Here is a 20,899-nt window from a genome sequence, read left to right as displayed (position 1 = left end):
AACTCCTCAGTTTGATAACTGATACAATTGTTTCAACTGTAACTCCCAAACCAACTACGAACAAAGGATCTTTTCCACATCTGCTCATCCTTTTGTAAACAAATATTAATTTCGCCAGCCGTATCAATTATGGGGGACTTTAACTCAATTTCCCCCCAAAGTTGGGGGGCTAGGGGGGCGAAAATTGCTGTAAATGCACTTTGCCCACTGACAGGATTAACGTATCCAAGGATGATTGAAGTGGATAAAGTAGCTAATAAACAGAATAATAGACCCATAGCAATAAGTAAAGTAGTTTTTCAATGTTTTAGGGGGCAGGGAATCGGGAATCGGGAATCGGGAATCGGGAATCGGGAATCGGGAATCGGGAATCGTAGGAAAGAGCCATGCAGCGAGGTCTTGGGTGTCCCCTCATTAGCGACTGTATCAATAAGCTCCGAAGGGTTTTTGATGTTATGAGAAATTAGCCAGATTAGACCTCTTGCAAAAGTATTTTTATGATAGTGTTTACGTCAATTCTTGTCCACTGTTCCCTGTTCCCTATTCCCTGTTCCCAACAACTGCCGCGAAGTCTATTGTTTATGACCTATTTATAAATGCTATACAGCGTTTTTCATAACTATAAGCTATCAAGGTACACAGGATTTTTTCCCTATTCCCTATTCCCTGTTCCCTGTTCCCTGTTCCCTACTCCCTACTCCCTACTCCCTACTCCCTATTCCCTATTCCCTACCAGTTTTTTACAAAACTTTTCCAAATATGTTATAATATAAGTTTTTTTATGCTATAATATAAAAGTGGGCGCTGAGACGCCCGGAGTCAAGAGCTAGCCCAACGAGAGTGCAATATCCACGGGCTAGCTCTGGCTCCCTTACACAAGGAGATAGTTTGATTATGAGTTATTCTGAACGCCTTCACCCGTGGGTGGTCATTAGGCTGTTACCCGAAATGCAGCGGATAGTCGTTGCTCGCTTCCGAAACCGGTCGGATGCAGAGGGACATTTATGGGCCCTGAAACGATTAATGCCTGATGCCGAATTTATAATTGTTTTTGATGTCGGTAATCTAGACCTCGGTAATCCAATGGATGAGGAATCCTAGGGGTTGTGCATCGATCAGCCGTCAGCCGTCAGTGGTCAGCAGTCAGCGGTCAGTGGTCAGCAGTCAGCGGTCAGCGGTCAGCGGTCAGCGGTCAGCGGTCAGCGGTCAGCGTGGCACAGGCTTCGACGCTGTGAGTTAAGCCATAAGCTGTTCGGGTAGCGCGTGGCACAGGCTTCGACGCTGTGAGTTAACCCATAAGCTGATTACTGATTACTGATTACTGATTGCTAATTGCTGATTGCTGATTCCTGATTGCTGATTACTGATTAATGATTGCTGATTGCTAATAGCTGATTACTGATTGCTGATTGCTGATTGCTAATAGCTGATTACTGATAGCTTAGCAGCAGCAAACAACTCTGGTGTAGTATGGCACAATGAACCAGATAAATCTCTATCGCGCTACTATATTAATACTATTATGACTAAGTTTGTCTTTATTACTGGAGGCGTTGTATCCAGTATTGGCAAGGGGATTGTTGCTGCTAGCTTGGGACGTTTACTCAAATCCCGGAACTATTCCGTTTCCATTCTTAAACTAGACCCCTATATTAACGTAGATCCGGGCACCATGAGTCCCTACCAACATGGAGAAGTGTTCGTAACATCAGACGGTGCTGAGACAGATTTAGATTTAGGTCACTATGAACGCTTCACCGATACCTCCGTCTCTCGCCTCAACAGTGTCACCACTGGCTCGATTTATCAAGCCGTAATCAATAAAGAACGTCGCGGTGATTACCAGGGGGGCACAGTGCAGGTGATTCCCCACATTACCAATGAAATAAAACAGCGCATTCATCGAGTTGCCAAAAATTCCAATCCTGATGTAGTGATTACAGAAATTGGTGGCACATTGGGGGATATTGAATCCCTACCGTTTTTGGAAGCAATTCGTCAATTCCGTAAAGATGTCGGGCGCAATAACGTACTTTATATGCACCTGACCCTATTACCTTGGATTCCTGCGGCTGGAGAAATAAAAACCAAGCCAACCCAGCACTCCGTAAAGGAATTGCGTGCTATCGGGATTCAACCAGATATTTTAATTTGCCGATGCGATCGCGCTTTGCCACCCGGATTAAAAGATAAAATATCAGCATTCTGTGATGTACCAGTAGAGTCAGTTATTTCTGCACAGGACGCCAGCAGTATCTACGAAGTCCCCCTAATGCTAGAAAAAGAAGGACTGGCCCAGCAAACCCTAGAGTTATTCCAGATGGAGCAACGGGAACCAGATTTAACCCAGTGGCAGAGGTTAGTTGAGCGTCTGCATCATCCCACTCACCACCTTGAAATTGCCATTGTTGGTAAGTATATCAAACTAACCGATGCCTATCTATCCGTTGTGGAAGCTTTGGAGCATGCTGCGATCGCAAAAGATACCAAAATCAAAATACACTGGGTTAGTGCTGAGGATGTAGAAGCTTACGGTCCTGAACCCTTCCTAAACGGTTTTAACGGTATCCTTATTCCTGGAGGCTTTGGGATTCGGGGAGTAGATGGCAAAATTGAGGCAATTCGGTATGCTAGGGAAAATCAGATTCCCTTGCTGGGCTTATGTTTAGGGATGCAGTGTTCTGTAGTTGAATGGGCAAAGCACATAGCCCTCTTAGAAGATGCCCATAGTGCCGAGTTTTTCACTGATATCAAGAATCCCGTCATTCATCTATTGCCAGAGCAACAAGATGTAGTGGATTTAGGCGGTACCATGCGTTTAGGGCTATACCCATGCCGTATAGCACCTAATACTCTAGCATCTTCCCTCTACCAAGAAGAAGTCATTTATGAGCGCCACCGCCACCGGTATGAATTTAATAATGCTTATCGCAACCTATTTTTAGAAACAGGTTATGTCATTAGTGGTACTTCTCCCGATGGTCGCCTCGTGGAAATGATTGAATTGAAACAACACCCCTTCTTTATTGCCACTCAGTTCCACCCAGAATTTAGCTCCCGTCCCAGTCATCCCCATCCATTGTTTGTAGGATTTGTGCAAGCTACCATTGACAAAGGACAGGTTAAACAGTCTAGTACTAACGGCAGTACTAGCCAAAACCAGCAATCCGTTGCGGAAGTAAGCTCTTGAGTATGTGATGTCACAAATGTCGCAGATTAGGGTATTAATGACATCATGCCGGATAATTACCCTCGATCAAAACATGATTCCACAGAAATTATCCGGCTCTGAGGAATAAAGCCCTGAAATATGACTTAGCTTGATCAGCCCCTAGGCAAAAGTGAAGTACCCCAATCTACTTCGTGTCGGTTGGGGCTTCCAACTTTCGCTCAATTCAGGGACAGTCTTAAGAGAATGAAGAATTAATAATTAAGAATTAAGAATGAATAATTAAGAATGAATAATTAAGAATTAAGAATGAATAATTAAGAATTAAGAATTAAGAATCCAATTCTAAATTCTAAATTCTAAATTCTAAATTTTTCTTATCCTGGTTAACTATTTATCCTTTAATAAATAACTAGTAACCAGTAACCAGTGTTAATTAACAACAAGTAACCAGTAATCTCAATAAGAAGAGCAATCCTAAATGAATTGTGATAATTTTTGTTCCCTGTTCCCTATTCCCTGTTCCCTGTTCCCTTTGCTAAAGTGATTAACTCGAATCGTTCGCGTAGCTTGGCCTTTGGCCATCGAATTGGTAATTGCTAGTATTACCAACCCATTATTTCAATAAGGAGGTTTTGTGAGTTACTGGATAAAAGTTAATTACGATCATCGAGAATATGTCATTGATCTGGACCGACTTAGTACATTCACCCATGGTCCCAACGGAAAAATAACCTTCTGGTTACCCGATAGTACTATCCCCATTATTGTCAACCGTCAAAATGACCCAGACGGTTATCAACGAGTGGTCAACTACATTCAAAAGTTATCAGCACGATCACCTTCAGGTTTTTGGATTACATTCAATTACGAGCGTCATGATTATATCCTTGACCTCAACAAAATCAGTAGTTTTTGTCACTACCCAAATCAGAGATTAACCTTTTGGTTACCTGACAGTTCCATGCCCATCATTATTAGCGAACAAAAATATCCAGAAATTTATCATAAGATAATAGACTACATTGAACAAAAAACTGGCTACCTACTAACGTAATTATAGAATTAAGAATTAAAAATTAAGAATTAAGAATTGAGAATTGAGAATTGAGAATTGAGAATTAAGAATTGGGAATTAAGAATTAAGAATTGAGAATTGAGAATTGAGAATTGAGAATTGAGAATTGGCAATTCCGTAAGTATTCAGCTATCAGCTAATGCCCTACGCGAACAGACAGTTATCAACTTATGCACTACGGGCACGCTGTCTTGATGCAGTCGCTCATGGGGGGAACCCCCAAGACCGTAATGGTGCGTTTTCCGTAGGCGAATTAAATTCGCCACGGGTCGCACCTCTGCATCGCTACTTGAGGTGCTTTTGAATAAAATAAGCTCTTCGCGCAGCGTGAGCTTTAGGCTCACAGCTGAATGCTTACCTAATTCCCCATTCTACATTCTTAATTCTTAATTCTACATTCTTAATTCTACATTCTTAATTCTTAATTCTACATTCTTAATTCAACGTAATTACTGTAACTTCTGGTGGACAAAATAGACGACCTGGCCAATAAGTTCCTAAACCACGATTAGTATATAACTGGTTTCTACCGATCCGATGTAGACCCTCGGACCATTCCCAATGGTTAGTTACTTTTGAACATACTTTCAAATAGGGTATCCAGGGCTGCACAGATCTAGGAATATACTTCCGGATAGTTTTCAAAAATGCTGGCGCAGGTCCGATTCCTGGAATCACAATCTGACCACCATGGGTATGACCAGACAACTGCAAATCCACTCGCCAACGCTGTAATATCTCCGCAGTATCAGGGTTGTGGGATAAGACAATCCGGGGTGTTTTGGGGTCAAGTTGATTGAGCACTGGACCAGGATTGAAATCACCAGACCAAAAATCAGCAAGTCCTACTAGAGGTAATTGTGCTCCAAACGGATAAGCGATCGCATTCCACAACACCTTCACACCAATCTTAGTTAGAGCCTGAGTAATTGTTGCTTTTGAATGACGCCAGGCTAAATCATGGTTACCCAGTATAGCATAGATTCCATGGCGACTTTCCAGGTACTTCAATCGCCGCGCTAGTAGATAAATAGGAGTCGGGCTATTGGTTACGTAGTCGCCAGTTAAGACGACTAGATCAGGTTCAGCTTGATTAGCGGCTTCAATAGCGTCAGCTAAGATATTTCCTGGTAACTGCTGTCGATCATAATGTAAATCGGATAGTTGTACAAGTTTTGTGCCTCGCAATGACGTAGGTAAATCCGCGATCGCAACTGTGATTTTTTCTACCCTTAAGGGTTCTGAAAATATCCAATTCATCCAGCTAATCAAGAGGGTCATTAAACACTTGCTTCCAGCATAGCTCAGCCATACTACTATCAACTAGATGAATTAAGCTATCAGCTATCAGCTATCAGTTATCAGCTATCAGCTAAGGCTGACGGCTGACCGCTGACGGCTGACCGCTGACGGCTGACGGCTGACGGCTGACGGCTGATAGCTTAAAATCTAATTTAGAATTACGGAGAAAATCAGGATTATTTTTGACTAAGGAAAATTTTGACCTTGTCTTTTGACCAGCCTTGGGTATAACTTCTATTTTGGTAAGTTATCTGCTCGCCTTGGTTAGTTTGATCAGGTTCAGGTTTAGTTGAAAAAATTGCACAAGGAATAAATTTGCTATTGTTGGTGGAAAGTTCAGACTTACTGGCTGATGCATTCTTAACATTTATATGTTCAATTATCACTGGTGAATCAGTCTGTTGTTGTAACAGTATCCATAATGGGTATTCCCAGTCATTGTCACCTAAATACATGCCAATATCTGTACATTTATTACTTTTCAAAACATCAATAGCACCGAGGTAACCTAATCTGATTCGAGACCTACTGTTAAAATATTGCTCAGTACGGCTAGTGTTTAAAATACTGTTAGCGCCGACAAGAGGTCGTTCTCTACCAGATAATGCCCATGGTAATGATGTGATGATCAGAACCACTGCTATAACATTGGCAACTTGACGTAGCTTAATTTGGGACAATACTATTCCGACTACTGCAGAAAAAAGTAAGAAAATTGGTAAATGAAGCCGACTGTTCCACCATTGCCATTTCAACAGGAAACAAAATAGTATAAATATGCTAATAATAACAGCAAGATAACTGAGTATATAGCGTTGCTTTCGACCCTGTCGTTGGATGAAACAAGCGATGATAGAGAAAACAATTAAAACTAGATGAAGGGTGTTGCTGGTGTTGTTTTCTGTAGCATTAATTCCCAGAGTTGATAAGCCACCAGGAATCCCAAACTTTCCGGTATAGGTGGTGCGGGGGTCACTAATATCTACACTTAAAACCAGATGGAATAAATTAATTATCTTATTGGAGATAGCATTAATAATCCCAATCGGTGTTCCCAGGTGAAGACCAATATTTCTCAAAATATTGGAGACTAACACTGACGTTGTAAAAATTTCATTAGTATATCGTAGTTCTTCTGACGCCGTAGCAATTGGAGTGCCATACAAGTCGAAGTTACGGATATAGTGACCAAGATTAATTGAAATAACAATAATCCCTACCGCTAAAATTGGCTTCCACCATCGCCAACCTAGGCGCTTAATCATGATCAGTGAAAACCAGATAAATAAGGGGAATGTATAAATATAGGCTGTTGCTTTCGTCACAATAGCCATGCCCATGGTAGCACCAACCCCTACTATATTAATCCAGCTAACTCTGGATTTGAGAGTCAAAATAATAAAGTAAGCCAAACAAATCACCCAGAACGAAACCACATAATCATTCTGGGTACTTGACCCTTGTAGGATTCCCATCGGAATAGTCGCAGCGACGACAGCAGCAAAAATCTGTCCTCGTATAGTCGCTCCCAGTTGTTGAGCAATCAGAGATACCCCAATCACGCTACCAATCATACTGAACCATTGGACAAGATTAGCTAAGCGATCGCCCCCACTCAGGAGTTGAAAATGCATGATCGTAAATTCAGCCCAAGGGTTTTGGTAAAGCTGTCTGGGAATATGGGTAGGATAATGGGCAACACTGTGATGCTGCATCCAATGAAGCACACGACTCATGTGGTAAGTCATGGAATCCCAGGTGTTGGGAGGCGCAACGATAGCAGTTAAGCCTACGATAGCGACCAGAAATCCTATACCTCCAAGTAAGACCAGTAAAAAACCAGAGATTTGGTCATTCCTATCCCTTGGGTTTTGCCCGTTTGTGGAGGGTGAGCTTTGCCCAATCCCATTTTGCCCAATCCCATGTTGTGAATCTTGGGTGAGGGTGACTCGTCCTGGTTTAACAGTCCGAAAGTAGGCAAAAATCAACGTCAGACTCAGTAAACCCCAGATTCCCGCGATCCAACCCCAAGTAATTAACTTAAATAAACTTAAAACTTCAGTAATAAAGGTTAATAAGACTCCCCAAGTAATAGCTGCCCACAATAGGGAACTACGCCAGCAATAATTGTAACGATAGATGAAGAGAAATAAAACAGTGAAGGTAATCAGAGGGAGCAAAGCCAACATAGTTATTCAAAGGGAATAGGGAATAGGGAGTAGGGAGTAGGGAGTAGGGAGTAGGGAGTAGGGAGTAGGGAGTAGGGAGTAGGGAGTAGGGAGTAGGGAGTAGGGAGTAGGGAATATGGGATCAAAAATTATCACAATTCATTTAGGATTGCTATAGTTAATTAATTTATTGTTAATTTATAGTAATTTAATTAAGGGAGTAATATCAAATCTGGTGGACTACTTATCCTATCTCTTCTGGGGTAATGGGTACTTGACAATTTCCTATTATCCATTACCGTAACCCAAAAATCCAGGGACTATTTGGTAAGTGATTAGTAAGCATTCAGCTAATGCGCGTAGCCCATTAGCTGCTAGCTGATAGCACCTCAAGTAGCATCTCAAGTAGCGCTTAAGCTGATAGCTGACGGCTGAATGCTTACCTTACAACCAAACTGTTTTTGGCCACCCGAGACGCTAAAAACCGATAAGTTATTTTTTAACTACTTCCTAATGAAAAAGATTGTATTTTAAGATACAGAATATTGCCCGAAACCCATCCCTCCAGCCAATTTTTTTCCCTTCTTCGTAAGTGCGACCATAGTAAGATATTCCTACTTCATAGATGCGGCATTTCTTTTTGGCAACCTTAGCAGTAATTTCCGGTTCAAAGCCAAACCGAGATTCTTCGATTTTGATAGATTGGATAATTTCACGCCGGAATGCCTTATAGCAGGTTTCCATATCGGTAAGGTTAATATTGGTAAACATATTGGAGAGCATGGTTAAAAATTTATTGCCCACCATATGCCAGTAATACACTACCCGATGGGGACCACCGCCAGCGAAACGGGAGCCATAAACCACATCCGCTTTGCCATCAATAATCGGCTGCATTAACAAGGGATATTCCTGGGGATCGTACTCTAAATCAGCATCTTGAACGATTACGATATCTCCAGTAGCCAAGCCAAACCCAGTCCGTAACGCAGCTCCTTTACCCCGATTCTTGTGATGATAGACAACATGGTCAATTTGGGATTCCAGTGATGACTCTAAAATCTCTCTAGTGCCATCGGTTGAGTAGTCATCGACAACAATAATTTCGCACTCTTTAACCGCAGATGCTTTGACAGCGTCAATAACATTGGCAATTGTGTTGACTTCGTTAAAACAGGGTATTACAACACTTAGCTTCATAAGCTTAAACCTTAATAATAAGCAAATAATTTGATTAGCTTAAAAATTTACATAATCTTTACATAATCCCCGCCTAATTCCCCTAGCCTTTGGTTAACTAGAGAGTTTGAGGCACTAAACACATCACGAAATCTTTACATAACGTTAGTTACATAAAGTTATGGGAAGTTTCCCCGTGATTAGATGGGATTGAACCCTCAAATTCAGGGCAAGACCAGGATTGATAGACAGGTTTGAGGTTGACTACTTGACACCCTGAATAAATTAGTATAATTCTACTGTAGGATTATAAATAGATCAACTAAATAGAGCAACTACTAAACCATTACGCTCAAGCCTGATTGGGGAGTCGTTGCTCATTACTCATTAGTATTTTGGTAAGCATATGCGCTACGCGCACGCTGCTTGAGGTGCCGTCAGCGGTCAGCCGTCATACTTTGGCTGATAGCTTGTAGGGTGGGCAAAAACAGTTTGCTTATGGGTGAGTATTCTAGATTATACTACTTTGCCCACCCTACTTTAATTGGTCTGATAGCACTGATAGCTGATAGCTTGTAGGGTGGGCAAAAACAGTTTGCTTATGGGTGAGTATTCTAGATTATACTACTTTGCCCACCCTACTTTAATTGGTCTGATAGCTGATAGCTGATAGCTGATAGCTGAATGCTTACGTATTTTGACTAATGACTGATAACTAATGACTAATCACTAAACTAATGACTAATGCCATAGGCTTGATAGCACTAGGTATTAGGCGCGCTAGACATTAAGTACTAACACCATTAACCCAAAACCTAACAGCTAACATCTAACACCATTAACCAAAAAAAATCCCATCAACCAAAAGAGTATGTCTTTGGATACCAGTAATGACTACACAAAACCAGAAGAATCTGACCTTGGTGATTCTTCCTTATCCTTGGTGATTCCCACCTATAACGAGAGTAGAAACATCGGGGAGCTAATTAGAATCCTGAGCAATTTGCTCGATGAAGCAATACCAAACCAATACGAACTGATTGTAGTAGATGACGATAGTCCCGATCGTACCTGGGAAATCGCCCAGGCTCTGATGTCGGACTATCCACAGTTACAGGTAATTCGCCGTCAGCATGAAAGGGGGTTATCTACAGCAGTTATTCACGGCTGGAAAGCAGGTACTGGAAAAATTTTGGGGGTAATTGATGGGGATTTACAGCATCCACCAGAGATATTATTAAAACTTTTGCTAGCAATGGAGGATGGAGCCGATATAGCCATTGCCAGTCGTCATGTAGACGATGGAGGTGTTAGTGATTGGAGTGTAGTCAGGCGTTTCTTATCCAGAGGTGCTCAACTTTTAGGATTATCGATTTTACCAGAGGTTATCGGTCGTGTCTCTGACCCGATGAGCGGTTATTTTATGGTACGCCGTAGTGCCATTCATGAAAAAGACCTCAATCCTCTAGGGTACAAGATTCTAATTGAAGTGCTAGCTAGGGGAAAAATTGGCCGGATTGCAGAAGTTGGCTATGTATTTCAAGAGAGACTCTCAGGAGAGAGCAAAGTTACCTGGAAACAGTATGTAGACTATATTAGACACTTACTCCGGTTAAGGTTTTCTCTCGGAACCATTGGTCAACTTAGAAAACACATTCCCTTCCCTTTAAAGCGGTTTATTCGTTTTGGCTTAGTGGGATTCAGTGGCGTATTTGTGGATATGACTGTGCTTTACTTACTCCATGACCCTGCTACTTTGGGTTGGGGACTCACCCGCAGTAAAATTATTGCTGCTGAAGCGGCCATTATGAATAACTTTATTTGGAATGATGCCTGGACATTTAGGGATATAGCCAGTCAGCAGTGGGGATGGGGTAAGCGCTTGAAACGGTTTTTGAAGTTCAACCTTGTCTGTTTGATCGGTTTGTGCCTGAATGTGCTGTTGTTGAATCTGTTGTTTAATCTCCTGGGAATTAACTATCTGATTGCAAATGCTATTGCGATCGCAGCAGTTACTTTCTGGAATTTCTGGATTAATCTAAAGCTCAACTGGCGAGTGACCCAAAAATAACGATAACCGCTTGACTGTTGACTGTTGACCGTTGACTGTTGACCGTCAACAGCAAAGGGTTTTAGGGAGTAGGGAGTAGGGAGTAGGGAGTAGGGAGTAGGGAGTAGGGGTAATAAAATTGAATGTACTACATAACAATCAATATCATCTATGGTAAACCTCTATGGTAAACAAATTGCATAAAAGTCGTAGATTTACATCAACTTGGTTAGGGGTTTTAATTGTTATCCTGTTGATGCTAGGGATAGTGTTTAGATTCGTCAATCTTGACCAAAAAATATACTGGATTGATGAAACATTTACCTCCCTAAGGATTTCTGGTTATCGATTGTCAGAGATGATCCCAGAAATTTCCAAGGGGGATGCGATCGCTATTAAAGACTTACATAAGTATCAGCAGACAAATCCGGAAAAAAATCTGATTGGTACGATTAAGGGATTAGCGTTTGAAGAACCTCAACATCCCCCATTATATTACGTAATGGCGCGATTTTGGGCGCAGTTATTTGGGAATTCAGTAGCAGTGAGGAGAAGTTTTTCAGCTCTGATCAGCTTGCTGATGTTTCCTGCTATCTATTGGTTATGTCAAGAATTATTCGAGTCGTCCTTGGTGGGATGGGTAGCTATGGCCTTAGTTGCCGTTTCTCCCTTTCAGGTTTTGTATGCCCAAGCAGCAAGACAGTATGGCTTATGGAGCGTAACGATTTTGCTATCAAGTGCAGCACTGTTACGGGCAATACGGTTAACTAAACCAAGAAACACCACCAGTAAGATTAAAGACATCCTACACTTTATCTCTACCTGGGGAATTTACGCCCTCACGTTAGTGACAGGATTTTATACCTTTTTATTTTCTATCTTAGTAGCCATCAGCCATGGCATCTATGTACTGGTAACAGAAAGGTTCCGCTTCAGTAAACGTCTTGTTTACTATGGGCTATCATCGTTAATGGCTTTGATGGTATTTGTACCTTGGTTACTGGTTTCTAACAGTAACCTTTCTAAGGTATCCAGCAAAACCAAATGGGCACTCAAAGAAGTTCCTTTATCATCATTAGCCCAAACCTGGCTGATTAATATTAATCGGAGTTTCTTTGATCTCAACCAAGGCTTAAATTTCCCCAGCGTACTGGTCTCTGTAATAATCTTAATCCTAGTCGGCTATGCCATTTACTTTCTCTGTCGTCATAGTCCCAAACGAGTTAGTCTATTCATCTTGACATTAATTGGAGTTACCGCCTTAGCCCTAGTGCTACCGGATCTAATTTCCGGAGGCAAGCGTTCTAGTGTAACTCGCTATCTAATTCCCTGTTATCTTGGTATTCAGCTAGCAGTTGCTTACCTATTTACTAACAAAATAACTAACAAAGTAACTAGCATTTTTCAGGGAGTATGGCAACAGAAGCTATGGCGACTCGGAATGATTTTGCTACTGTCTGGTGGAATTCTATCCTGTGTGATCAGTTCTCAAGCGGAATTTTGGTGGAACAAGTATACTAGTGCTAACCATACCCAGGTAGCAGCAATTATTAACCAGGCTGAGCAACCCCTCTTGCTGACAAAAAGTATGGAAGTGATATCGCTATCTTATCTTCTTGACCCCAAAGTCAAGTTTTCCTGGTTAAGCCAGAAATCCGTAAAGATGCCTAATGGCGAAAAAAGCAAACAGTTAATTATCCCCAAAAATACCGATGAATTCAGTGATGTATTTTTATATAATCCATCTAGGGAGTTGCGACAAAAAATCGAGAAACAATACAACTATAAATCAGAAATTATTGGCAAATGGAACCATAAACTTGAACCAACTTACGAAATTAAAACGTTTCTGTGGAAACTAGTAAAAGAATAAACTAGTAAAGCCATAAACAGCTTTACCAACCAACTTCGTATCGATTAGCACTTACGCACTACGACCTTTAAAACCCAGTTTTTGGTGATAAATCAAAGGCTGAAATCGGTGTAGTTAGGTTAAAAAACTGGGTTTGCGGCGTAAGTCTTGTTTATAATAACCCTAGAATAACAGGAGCTTGCTCATGGCAATGATTTGCCGTAAATACGGCTTACTCTACCTGATGGCACCGCGAACTGGTTGCACAGCAGTAGAAGATGTCCTGGAAAAAAAGCTAGAAGGCGAACTAGTCCCCCCCCAAGACATCCTAGACGCCAACGGAAAATTTTTGATGCACAGAAGACATCATTCTCTACGAGAGATGTTCAGACGGAATCTTTTGACAGAGGAAGAAGCAGCATCTTATCTAAAATTTAGTTGTATTCGCAACCCCTTTGACAGTCTAGCTTCCGACTATGTAAAAAGAGCCTCAAAATACCAACACTTTATCGCTGACTCCACGTCATGGGTTCACCGTCTACCGGGTTATATAGAAGACATGGAATTTTGCAAAACCCATTCATTTAATGATTGGATTGAGAAACACTATGGCTCTATTTACGGCAATGGACTGAAACGAACCGTTCAATCCCTGGTTCGGAATACTAATCGAAACCGACTTAAACAGTTTGTAGGTCTTCCAGCTGAACCGTATACACTCTATGGAAGCTATACCAAAGGTATGGATACTGTGATGCGTTTTGAAACCCTTCAGGATGATTTTGACAGAGTCCTGGATAAAGCTGGAGTGCCCTTCAAAGTCGAAATACCAGTGATCAACAAAACCGAAGAAAGAAAGACAGACTATCGAGATTACTATAATGAGCGATCGCAAAAAATTGTGCAGTACATTTTTGACGAAGAAATAAAGCGCTACGGTTACGAATTTTGAACAAGCTAGTAGCGCTTAGGCCATGAGCTGTTACCCTTGAGCTGATCTCTAACCGTTTTAAGGCGATTAAGTATAAATTACTATGCCATCTGCTACGCTCAAATATGCCTATTTCCCCGGCTGTGTTGCTCAAGGAGCCTGTGGAGAACTATACCAATCTACGTCAGCTTTAACCCAAGCGCTAGGGATTGAACTGATTGAGTTGAAAAAAGCTGCTTGTTGTGGTTCTGGAACCTTCAAAGAAGATTCCCAACTCCTAGAAGACACTGTTAACGCTCGCAACATCGCCCTAGCTGAGGAGCTGAATCTACCCCTGTTAACCCATTGCAGCACCTGTCAGGGAGTAATTGGTCATGTAGATGAACGTTTAAAGGAATTCCAACAGACCGATACCACTTATGTGCAAAAAGTGAATGGCTTGCTGAAAAAAGAAGGCTGTTCTCCTTACAAAGGCACTACGGAAGTCAAGCATTTACTGTGGGCATTGGTGGCAGATTACGGCATGGAAGCCCTAGCAGCACAGGTCAGTCGCAAGCTCACTGGACTCAAATGTGCTGCATTCTATGGTTGTTATTTGCTGCGAGCTCAGACATCCATCCCCTACGATGACCCAGTGCATCCAGAATCCATGGAAACTGTATTTCGCACCGTAGGAGCAACACCTGTATATTACCGAGGTCGTACTCAATGTTGTGGTTGGCCAATTTCTAGTTATGCCACAGAACAATCCTTCAAGATGGCAGGGAGCCATATTCAAGAAGCCTTGGATGCTGGTGCGGACTGCATGGTGACCCCTTGTCCGTTGTGTCATCTTAATCTGGATTCCCGTCAACCGGAGGTAGAAAAGGTGATTGGGCGTCAATTAAGGTTACCAGTATTGCATTTACCCCAGTTAGTTGCCCTAGCCCTAGGGGTTAGTCCGAAGCAACTGGGTTTAGAACGGCACGTGGTTTCGACCGCACCTGTACTAAAGAAGTTGGGGCATACTTGACTAGTTATCATCTCCCTTATCGGGTAATGGGTAATTGGTAGTTAACGATTACCCATTACCCATTAGCTTTTGTCTTTGCCAGACAGAAAAGCACCCCCGAGGGGGTGCCTCATCAGTTACCATCAACAGCAGCCAACTGCTGATGGAGGGATTTCAGTCTCAACTATAAACCGTTGTATCTAAGCTGATGCTTCGGTTTCAACCGGGTAAACGCTGACTTTTTTTTGGCTTTTACCCCTTCTTTCAAAAGTGACTATGCCATCAGCTATTGCAAATAGGGTGTCATCACCACCGCGACCAACATTGGTACCAGGGTGAAACTTAGTACCTCGCTGACGTACCAAAATGTTGCCAGCCTTGACAAACTGACCACCGTAGCGCTTGACCCCTAGGCGTTTGGAATTAGAGTCACGACCGTTACGAGTACTTCCTGTTCCTTTCTTATGAGCCATAATGTTCCTTTATATTTCAGTGTTTGTACGGGAATTTTGAGGGAATTTTGCCCTATCCACAGGTCTGAAAGATAAAAATAACATACCTATCAAACTGCAGAGGATGGGAATCACGCTCCTAGGGTGTGTCTTCTTGCCTCGGAGATCCCCCGTTGGTCCCCCTTAAAAAAGGGGGACTTTGACTATGGCTCCCCCCTTTTTTAAGGGGGGCTGGGGGGGATCTAAATCTTGCGGAAAACTTTGAAAACACGCCCTAATTAGTTTCCATATTAGTTTCCATCCCTACCGCTATGGCATAGGGGGTTTCCACTGGGGAGCTGATCCAAGCATCCTTACCCATCATCTAAACTATTCCGGATTAACTATTCCGGAGCAGTTTCAGCCGTTTCCTGAGTTGCCGGTGCTTCAGTTGCTGCTGCTTCAGGGGCAGTTTCTGCTGAGACTGGTGTTTCCTCTGCTTTGGACACCGAGGCGAGCACAGAACCATTCATACTAATAGCATCAATCATCAGACGGGTTTTTTCCTGTCTGTGTCCCCGCTTCTTACGGGTTTTCTTCTTGGGCTGCATTTTGTAGACGATGATTTTGCGATCGCGAAAGTGTCGCATCACCGTTCCTTGTACGGTTGCTCCTTCAACTAAGGGCTGACCGATGCTGATTTCACCATCATGATTAACGAACAGGACTTTGTCGATGGTGACATTTTGCTCTGGTTCAACGTGCAGTAATTCGATGTCGTAAAAGCGACCCGGTTCGACTCGCAGTTGCTTGCCACCAGTTTCGATAATTGCGTAGGTCATGGATTTGTTTTTCTAGAGTTGCCGTACAGGTAGCTGGTTAGTGTTTGTTCCGATGGATAGGATTTCTTGCTTGTGCCAGCTTTTGTTATGCCTTCACCTGATCCGAGCAGGAATCGACACGTAATCTATTATTATCTTTGATTAGTTAGTCTTTGTCAAGACCATAACCGTGAATCTTGACAGCAAATCTAGCACTAGGGTAACCTTACTACTGATTAGATTTGGTGTCCAGTTTTTGGTAAGTCCTGGTAAATTTGTAAAGAAGTATTGCTAAAAGACGTTGACACTAAATCCTATTTTTTTCAATTTACCCACTTTAGCTGTAGCAGCAAACAACTCGGTTCTAACTCACCTCACCGGTATTGTTAACCAAATCTTAAATGGCATATCTAATGTACTCTTCTTTAGCATCAGTGGTATGCCACTGATTGTCTTGTGGCTAGTCTGTGGTAGCCTATTCTTCACCTTCCGGATGAACTTCATCAACATCTGGGGATTTCGACACGCCATTGATATAGCCTTAGGCAAATACGAGCAACCCAACCAAAACGGTGAAATCTCTTCCTTTCAAGCTCTATCAACTGCCCTATCCGCTGGTGTTGGACTCGGTAGCATTGGCGGTGTTGCTTTTGCCATCAGTATCGGAGGACCAGGAGCTGCGTTATGGATGACCCTTGCCGGGTTATTGGCCATGAGCAGTAAATTTGTAGAATGTACCCTGGCTCAAAAATATCGAGTGGTCAGACCAGACGGAACCATAGCTGGTGGTCCAATGTATTACCTCTCGGCTGGTTTAGCGGAAATGGGATATCAAAAACTCGGCAAAATTGTGAGCCTCGTATTCTGCATCTTTGCCATTGCTGGGTCATTTGGTGGTTCAAGCATGTTTCAAGCTAACCAATCCTTTGAAGTAATGGCCAGCGTAGTCCCCTGGCTGATTAATCGAGGCTGGGTTTATGGCTTAATTATGGTTGGCCTAGTGACATTGGTGATTATTGGTGGCATTCAACGTATTGGCTTAGTGGCTGGTACCATCGTACCCGTCATGTGTGGGATCTACATTTTGACATCCCTCTGGATTCTGATTGTCAATTTTTCCAGCATCCCATCTGCAATCGAAACTATTGTGACAGAAGCCTTGTCTCCCCAAGCCGTTGAGGGAGGTTTGATTGGGGTGTTAGTACAGGGATTAAGGCGTTCAACCTTTACTAATGAGGCAGGTATTGGTACATCTGCCATTGCTCACGCCGCTGCCAGGACTGAGGAACCAGTGCGGGAAGGCATTATAGCCCTACTCGAACCTTTTATTGTTACTGTGGTCATCTGCAATATGACTTCTTTAGTAATAGTCATCACTGGAGTATACAAAAATTCTGAGTTTGCTGAGTTCGGTGGTGCCGAAATGACCGCCGCTGCTTTTGGTAGTGTCATTAGTTGGTTTCCCATCCTCCTTGCCATATCTGTGTTCTTTTTTGCTTTCTCTACCATGATTTCATGGAGTTACTATGGTGAAATCTGTTGGGATTATTTGTTTGGTTCGAGAACTTTGATTGTCTACAAAATATTATTTTTGATCACCATCTTTATTGGAGCTGTGGCTAACCCAGAAGCAGTCATTAATTTCAGTGATAGTATGCTTCATGCTATGGGTTTACCTAATCTTTTCGGTGCCTATTTCCTCTGTAGCAAAGTAGCCACTGAACTTAAAGACTATATGGATCGCTTGAATTCTGGGAAAATAGTTCCCGTAACTCAATCTTCTTAGAAGATTAGTATTTATAATATTTTTAAAGAAGCCATAGGAGTCAATAATCTATGAGCTTATTTGCCACCGACCGTGTACTTGTACCCATTGATTTTTCTGAAACCTCCTTTGAGGCTTTAGAAAAAACAATAGACTTTGTCAAGGATGCATCTCATATATACGTTATCCATGTTCTCCCCCCTCTCAACCCTGCTGAACCGGGAGTGATGTGGCGTACAGTAGATAGCCAGACTCGTAAATCCCATGTGGAAAAGGTACTTTCTGACAGATTCAAGGAACCTCAATACGAAGGAATCCATGTCAACATCAGCATTGGCAATCCTGCCTCAAACATCATCGACTACGCCAGGGAACAAGCCATTGATCTGATTGTGATCCCATCTCATGGCTACACCGGTCTGAAACGATTTGTTTTGGGGTCAGTAGCTGAGCGAGTCGTTCGATTTGCCCACTGTCCAGTGCTTGTGCTGCGACGGGAAGTCTGACAGTGATTAAATTTTTTTAATTTGGTTTGGGTCATTCTGGGGAAAATATAGTAAATGAATTTAATACCAAGTTGCGGTCCAACCTAAAACTTTCTGTTCTCCCAATCTCCCAATCTCCCAATCTCCCAATCTCCCAATCTCCCTATCCAAGCAATCTACTATCTTTGAATGCAACTGAATGCAACTCGGTATAATATCTGTCTTAATATGTTTCTATCTTGAAAACTCTACCTTTGAATCATAATGAAGTGCTATCTTGCAGCTGCCATTCAAATGACTAGCTCCCCTGACCTAGAACAAAACCTAGTCCAGGCAGAAGAACTGATCGACCTAGCCGTGCGTCGTGGTGCTCAACTGATCAGCTTACCGGAAAACTTTTCTTTTCTTGGTACAGAGCAAGACAAAATTACCCACGCTGATGCGATCGCAGAGCAAAGTGAACAATTCCTCAAAACTATGGCGCAACGGTTCCAAGTCACTATCCTTGGTGGTGGCTTTCCGGTACCAGTGGGTACTAGTAAAGTCTACAATACAGCCCTACTCATCGGTTCGAGTGGCAATGAACTAGCTCGCTACCATAAGGCTCATCTATTTGATGTTAACCTTCCTGATGGGAATACCTATCGAGAATCAGAGACAGTTAAGGCTGGAACTGAACTACCCAAGGTCTACCCGTCCCCAGAATTCGGCAATTTGGGACTCTCTGTCTGTTATGATGTTCGATTCTCGGAACTCTACCGACACTTATCCCAGAATGGAGCGGATGTATTGTTTGTGCCTGCTGCCTTCACCGCCTACACTGGCAAAGACCATTGGCAAGTTCTGCTCCAAGCTAGAGCCATCGAAAACACCTGCTATGTGATTGCGCCAGCTCAAACTGGTCGTCACTATGCCATGCGCTACACCCATGGTCATGCGATGATAGTAGACCCTTGGGGGGTAATCTTGGCAGATGCTGGAGACACACCAGGAGTTGCGATCGCAGAAATTGACCCAAACCGCCTCCAACAAGTCCGCCAACAGATGCCTTGTCTAGAACACAGAGTCTTTGTTTGATTAGTTCTTAGTCTTAATTAACCTGAGTTCTAGATCAAGTTGGTTATGTCGAACTCAGGTCATAACTAAAAACTAACTACTAATGACTAGCAACAGCCACAGCAGATTCAGGCCAACGCCCTACGGCTTGACCGATTACCGCCCATTCTTTCACCAACTCGTCAAACCGCTCCGGTGTCAAAGATTGTGGTCCATCAGACAGGGCTTTAGCGGGGTTGGGGTGAACTTCGATCATCAACGAGTCAGTTCCAGCTGCGATCGCAGCTTTTGCCATAGCTGGAACATAATCAGACTTCCCTGTGCCGTGACTGGGGTCAATCATAATCGGCAAGTGAGTTAGGAGTCGTAAGACTGGCAGTACTGAAAGATCTAGGGTATTCCGGCTGTATTTACGGTCAAATGTCCGAATTCCCCGTTCACAAAGAATCACATTAGAATTGCCCGCTGCTAGGATATATTCAGCAGCCATCAACCACTCATCAATAGTTGCTGACATGCCCCGCTTCAGGAGTACTGGCTTATCTTGAGCCCCCACTTTTTTCAGTAGGGCAAAGTTCTGCATATTACGGGCACCAACTTGCAGCACATCTGCTACCGTACCAATTTTATCCACATCAGCCGTGTCCATCACTTCAGTAATGATGCCCAACCCAGTTTCTTCCCGTGCCTTGGCTAGCAAATCCAAGGCACTTTCCCCATGACCCTGGAAGGAATAGGGGGATGTCCGGGGTTTGTAGGCACCTCCCCGCAGGAACTTTGCTCCTGATGCCTTAACCCTGCGTGCTGTTTCGACGATCATCTCCTCGTTTTCCACGGAGCACGGACCCGCAACAATCACCAAGGGATGGTGTTCACCGAAGACCACTGGCCCATTCGGTGTTGGCACTAGCACCTCACTGGCTTCCCCGTGACGATACTGACGGCTAGCTCGTTTAAACGGTTGCTCTACCCGCAGTACCTGTTCTATCCACGGACTAATTTCCTGAATTTGTAGGGGGTCTAAAGCAGCCGTGTCACCGACTAGACCCAACACTACTTTATGCTTACCAACAATTTTTTCTGGAGTCAGCCCCCATTGGCTCAGTTCCTGGCTAAGGCGAGTCACCTCGACTTCTGGAGAGCCTACCTTCATTACTACTATCATAAAAAAAATCCTCGTGAGTTTATAAACCCCGCGTCTAATGACCGGGGATGAAAAACGAGCCGACTAAGAGCCGATTAATTTGTTGTACATCTAAACAAGGATAATTCTAAGGCTGAAACCCAAGATTTCCGTTAGAGTGTCTCATACAACTAGATTCTTAACAGCTTAGGGACTTTAGTCCCAGTCAGGGAATGTGGGTGGGAGATGGTCGAGTTCCTACCCTTTGCTGTTGACAGAGTGCTTTATTATTCTATAGAATACTTTCTTGCTCTATATATGCCTTTTTGACTTATATTTATATTTCAATAGTCGCGATATCTGCTTGAACCAAAATTTTGATCAAATTACCCTTGTAGAATCTTGGATTTAGGCGGAAGAACGCAAAAAATATAACTAATTAATATAACAATATGTTAATTAAAATAACAAATTACTTACCCAGGTTAGTTAGGAAGC

The 20,899-nt window shown here is 42.8% G+C and carries 20 protein-coding genes; 13 read left to right on the top strand and 7 right to left on the bottom strand.

The window, feature by feature from the left end; all coding sequences use genetic code 11:
• The first annotated feature begins 596 nt into the window (after positions 1-596).
• The 6 genes from F6K51_RS15815 to F6K51_RS15790 all read left to right on the top strand — a co-directional run bounded on the left by F6K51_RS15815 (position 597) and on the right by F6K51_RS15790 (position 4,551).
• Complete coding sequence (locus tag F6K51_RS15815) at positions 597-773, top strand: hypothetical protein (protein WP_293021672.1); 177 nt, start codon at positions 597-599, stop codon at positions 771-773.
• Between the two features lie 121 nt (positions 774-894).
• Positions 895-1,101, top strand: coding sequence for a hypothetical protein (locus F6K51_RS15810; protein WP_075904719.1), 207 nt, complete (start codon positions 895-897; stop codon positions 1,099-1,101).
• A gap of 5 nt (positions 1,102-1,106) precedes the next feature.
• Complete coding sequence (locus F6K51_RS15805) at positions 1,107-1,235, top strand: hypothetical protein (protein WP_293021670.1); 129 nt, start codon at positions 1,107-1,109, stop codon at positions 1,233-1,235.
• Positions 1,236-1,522: 287 nt separating this feature from the next.
• On the top strand, positions 1,523-3,190 hold the full coding sequence (locus tag F6K51_RS15800) for a CTP synthase (protein WP_293021669.1): 1,668 nt from the start codon (positions 1,523-1,525) through the stop codon (positions 3,188-3,190).
• A 616-nt stretch (positions 3,191-3,806) separates the two neighbouring features.
• Positions 3,807-4,226, top strand: coding sequence for a hypothetical protein (locus F6K51_RS15795; RefSeq protein WP_293021668.1), 420 nt, complete (start codon positions 3,807-3,809; stop codon positions 4,224-4,226).
• 160 nt (positions 4,227-4,386) lie between these two features.
• Complete coding sequence (locus tag F6K51_RS15790; RefSeq protein WP_293021667.1) at positions 4,387-4,551, top strand: hypothetical protein; 165 nt, start codon at positions 4,387-4,389, stop codon at positions 4,549-4,551.
• A 131-nt stretch (positions 4,552-4,682) separates the two neighbouring features.
• On the opposite strand, the gene F6K51_RS15785 is transcribed toward F6K51_RS15790, so the two are convergent.
• The 4 genes from F6K51_RS15785 to F6K51_RS15770 form a co-directional block, all read right to left on the bottom strand.
• The gene (locus F6K51_RS15785) at positions 4,683-5,528 is read right to left on the bottom strand and encodes a metallophosphoesterase (RefSeq protein ID WP_293021665.1); all 846 of its coding nucleotides are present in this window, start codon (positions 5,526-5,528) and stop codon (positions 4,683-4,685) included.
• A 197-nt stretch (positions 5,529-5,725) separates the two neighbouring features.
• Entirely contained in the window at positions 5,726-7,738 is a 2,013-nt protein-coding gene (locus tag F6K51_RS15780; RefSeq protein WP_293021663.1) for a hypothetical protein, read from the bottom strand.
• A gap of 6 nt (positions 7,739-7,744) precedes the next feature.
• Positions 7,745-7,873 carry a hypothetical protein gene (locus tag F6K51_RS15775; RefSeq protein WP_293021661.1) on the bottom strand — a complete coding sequence of 43 codons (129 nt, stop codon included), beginning with the start codon at positions 7,871-7,873 and terminating at the stop codon, positions 7,745-7,747.
• A gap of 354 nt (positions 7,874-8,227) precedes the next feature.
• On the bottom strand, positions 8,228-8,917 hold the full coding sequence (locus tag F6K51_RS15770) for a glycosyltransferase family 2 protein (RefSeq protein ID WP_293021660.1): 690 nt from the start codon (positions 8,915-8,917) through the stop codon (positions 8,228-8,230).
• Between the two features lie 850 nt (positions 8,918-9,767).
• Here F6K51_RS15770 and F6K51_RS15765 point away from each other — a divergent pair.
• From F6K51_RS15765 to F6K51_RS15750, 4 genes are all read left to right on the top strand, one after another.
• Positions 9,768-10,967 (top strand): glycosyltransferase, encoded by a 1,200-nt coding sequence (locus tag F6K51_RS15765; RefSeq protein WP_293021659.1) that lies wholly within the window; start codon positions 9,768-9,770, stop codon positions 10,965-10,967.
• Between the two features lie 163 nt (positions 10,968-11,130).
• Complete coding sequence (locus tag F6K51_RS15760; protein WP_293021657.1) at positions 11,131-12,819, top strand: glycosyltransferase family 39 protein; 1,689 nt, start codon at positions 11,131-11,133, stop codon at positions 12,817-12,819.
• 184 nt (positions 12,820-13,003) lie between these two features.
• Positions 13,004-13,750: a sulfotransferase family 2 domain-containing protein gene (locus F6K51_RS15755; RefSeq protein ID WP_293021655.1), complete on the top strand. Its 747-nt coding sequence runs from the start codon at positions 13,004-13,006 to the stop codon at positions 13,748-13,750.
• An 82-nt stretch (positions 13,751-13,832) separates the two neighbouring features.
• Entirely contained in the window at positions 13,833-14,741 is a 909-nt protein-coding gene (locus F6K51_RS15750; protein ID WP_075904680.1) for a CoB--CoM heterodisulfide reductase iron-sulfur subunit B family protein, read from the top strand.
• A gap of 179 nt (positions 14,742-14,920) precedes the next feature.
• On the opposite strand, the gene rpmA is transcribed toward F6K51_RS15750, so the two are convergent.
• Together rpmA and rplU are read right to left on the bottom strand one after the other, a co-directional pair.
• Positions 14,921-15,193, bottom strand: coding sequence for a 50S ribosomal protein L27 (gene rpmA, locus F6K51_RS15745; protein ID WP_070395797.1), 273 nt, complete (start codon positions 15,191-15,193; stop codon positions 14,921-14,923).
• 362 nt (positions 15,194-15,555) lie between these two features.
• Positions 15,556-15,993: a 50S ribosomal protein L21 gene (gene rplU, locus F6K51_RS15740; RefSeq protein WP_293021651.1), complete on the bottom strand. Its 438-nt coding sequence runs from the start codon at positions 15,991-15,993 to the stop codon at positions 15,556-15,558.
• Between the two features lie 361 nt (positions 15,994-16,354).
• Between rplU and F6K51_RS15735 the strand changes: the two genes are divergently transcribed.
• The 3 genes from F6K51_RS15735 (at position 16,355) to F6K51_RS15725 (ending at position 19,299) form a co-directional block, all read left to right on the top strand.
• The gene (locus tag F6K51_RS15735) at positions 16,355-17,758 is read left to right on the top strand and encodes an alanine/glycine:cation symporter family protein (protein WP_364304065.1); all 1,404 of its coding nucleotides are present in this window, start codon (positions 16,355-16,357) and stop codon (positions 17,756-17,758) included.
• Between the two features lie 50 nt (positions 17,759-17,808).
• Complete coding sequence (locus tag F6K51_RS15730) at positions 17,809-18,243, top strand: universal stress protein (RefSeq protein ID WP_293021649.1); 435 nt, start codon at positions 17,809-17,811, stop codon at positions 18,241-18,243.
• Between the two features lie 243 nt (positions 18,244-18,486).
• A complete protein-coding gene (locus F6K51_RS15725; protein WP_293021647.1) occupies positions 18,487-19,299 on the top strand; it encodes a carbon-nitrogen hydrolase family protein in 813 nt (270 codons plus the stop codon).
• 79 nt (positions 19,300-19,378) lie between these two features.
• On the opposite strand, the gene aroF is transcribed toward F6K51_RS15725, so the two are convergent.
• A complete protein-coding gene (gene aroF, locus F6K51_RS15720; protein ID WP_293021645.1) occupies positions 19,379-20,443 on the bottom strand; it encodes a 3-deoxy-7-phosphoheptulonate synthase in 1,065 nt (354 codons plus the stop codon).
• Positions 20,444-20,899 lie beyond the last annotated feature (456 nt).

Source organism: Moorena sp. SIO3I8, from assembly GCF_010692325.1.
Lineage (GTDB): Bacteria > Cyanobacteriota > Cyanobacteriia > Cyanobacteriales > Coleofasciculaceae > Moorena.
This window is presented reverse-complemented; position numbering and strand designations above follow the sequence as displayed.

Bases quoted from the DNA above. Each gene is read 5' to 3' on its own strand.
- F6K51_RS15815 (WP_293021672.1), top strand. From the start codon at position 597: ATGCTATACAGCGTTTTTCATAACTATAAGCTATCAAGGTACACAGGA.
- F6K51_RS15810 (WP_075904719.1), top strand. From the start codon at position 895: ATGAGTTATTCTGAACGCCTTCACCCGTGGGTGGTCATTAGGCTGTTA.
- F6K51_RS15800 (WP_293021669.1), top strand. From the start codon at position 1,523: ATGACTAAGTTTGTCTTTATTACTGGAGGCGTTGTATCCAGTATTGGC.
- F6K51_RS15790 (WP_293021667.1), top strand. From the start codon at position 4,387: ATGCCCTACGCGAACAGACAGTTATCAACTTATGCACTACGGGCACGC.
- F6K51_RS15785 (WP_293021665.1), bottom strand. From the start codon at position 5,528: ATGACCCTCTTGATTAGCTGGATGAATTGGATATTTTCAGAACCCTTA.
- F6K51_RS15780 (WP_293021663.1), bottom strand. From the start codon at position 7,738: ATGTTGGCTTTGCTCCCTCTGATTACCTTCACTGTTTTATTTCTCTTC.
- F6K51_RS15770 (WP_293021660.1), bottom strand. From the start codon at position 8,917: ATGAAGCTAAGTGTTGTAATACCCTGTTTTAACGAAGTCAACACAATT.
- F6K51_RS15765 (WP_293021659.1), top strand. From the start codon at position 9,768: ATGTCTTTGGATACCAGTAATGACTACACAAAACCAGAAGAATCTGAC.
- F6K51_RS15760 (WP_293021657.1), top strand. From the start codon at position 11,131: ATGGTAAACAAATTGCATAAAAGTCGTAGATTTACATCAACTTGGTTA.
- F6K51_RS15755 (WP_293021655.1), top strand. From the start codon at position 13,004: ATGGCAATGATTTGCCGTAAATACGGCTTACTCTACCTGATGGCACCG.
- F6K51_RS15750 (WP_075904680.1), top strand. From the start codon at position 13,833: ATGCCATCTGCTACGCTCAAATATGCCTATTTCCCCGGCTGTGTTGCT.
- rpmA (WP_070395797.1), bottom strand. From the start codon at position 15,193: ATGGCTCATAAGAAAGGAACAGGAAGTACTCGTAACGGTCGTGACTCT.
- rplU (WP_293021651.1), bottom strand. From the start codon at position 15,993: ATGACCTACGCAATTATCGAAACTGGTGGCAAGCAACTGCGAGTCGAA.
- F6K51_RS15730 (WP_293021649.1), top strand. From the start codon at position 17,809: ATGAGCTTATTTGCCACCGACCGTGTACTTGTACCCATTGATTTTTCT.
- F6K51_RS15725 (WP_293021647.1), top strand. From the start codon at position 18,487: ATGAAGTGCTATCTTGCAGCTGCCATTCAAATGACTAGCTCCCCTGAC.
- aroF (WP_293021645.1), bottom strand. From the start codon at position 20,443: ATGATAGTAGTAATGAAGGTAGGCTCTCCAGAAGTCGAGGTGACTCGC.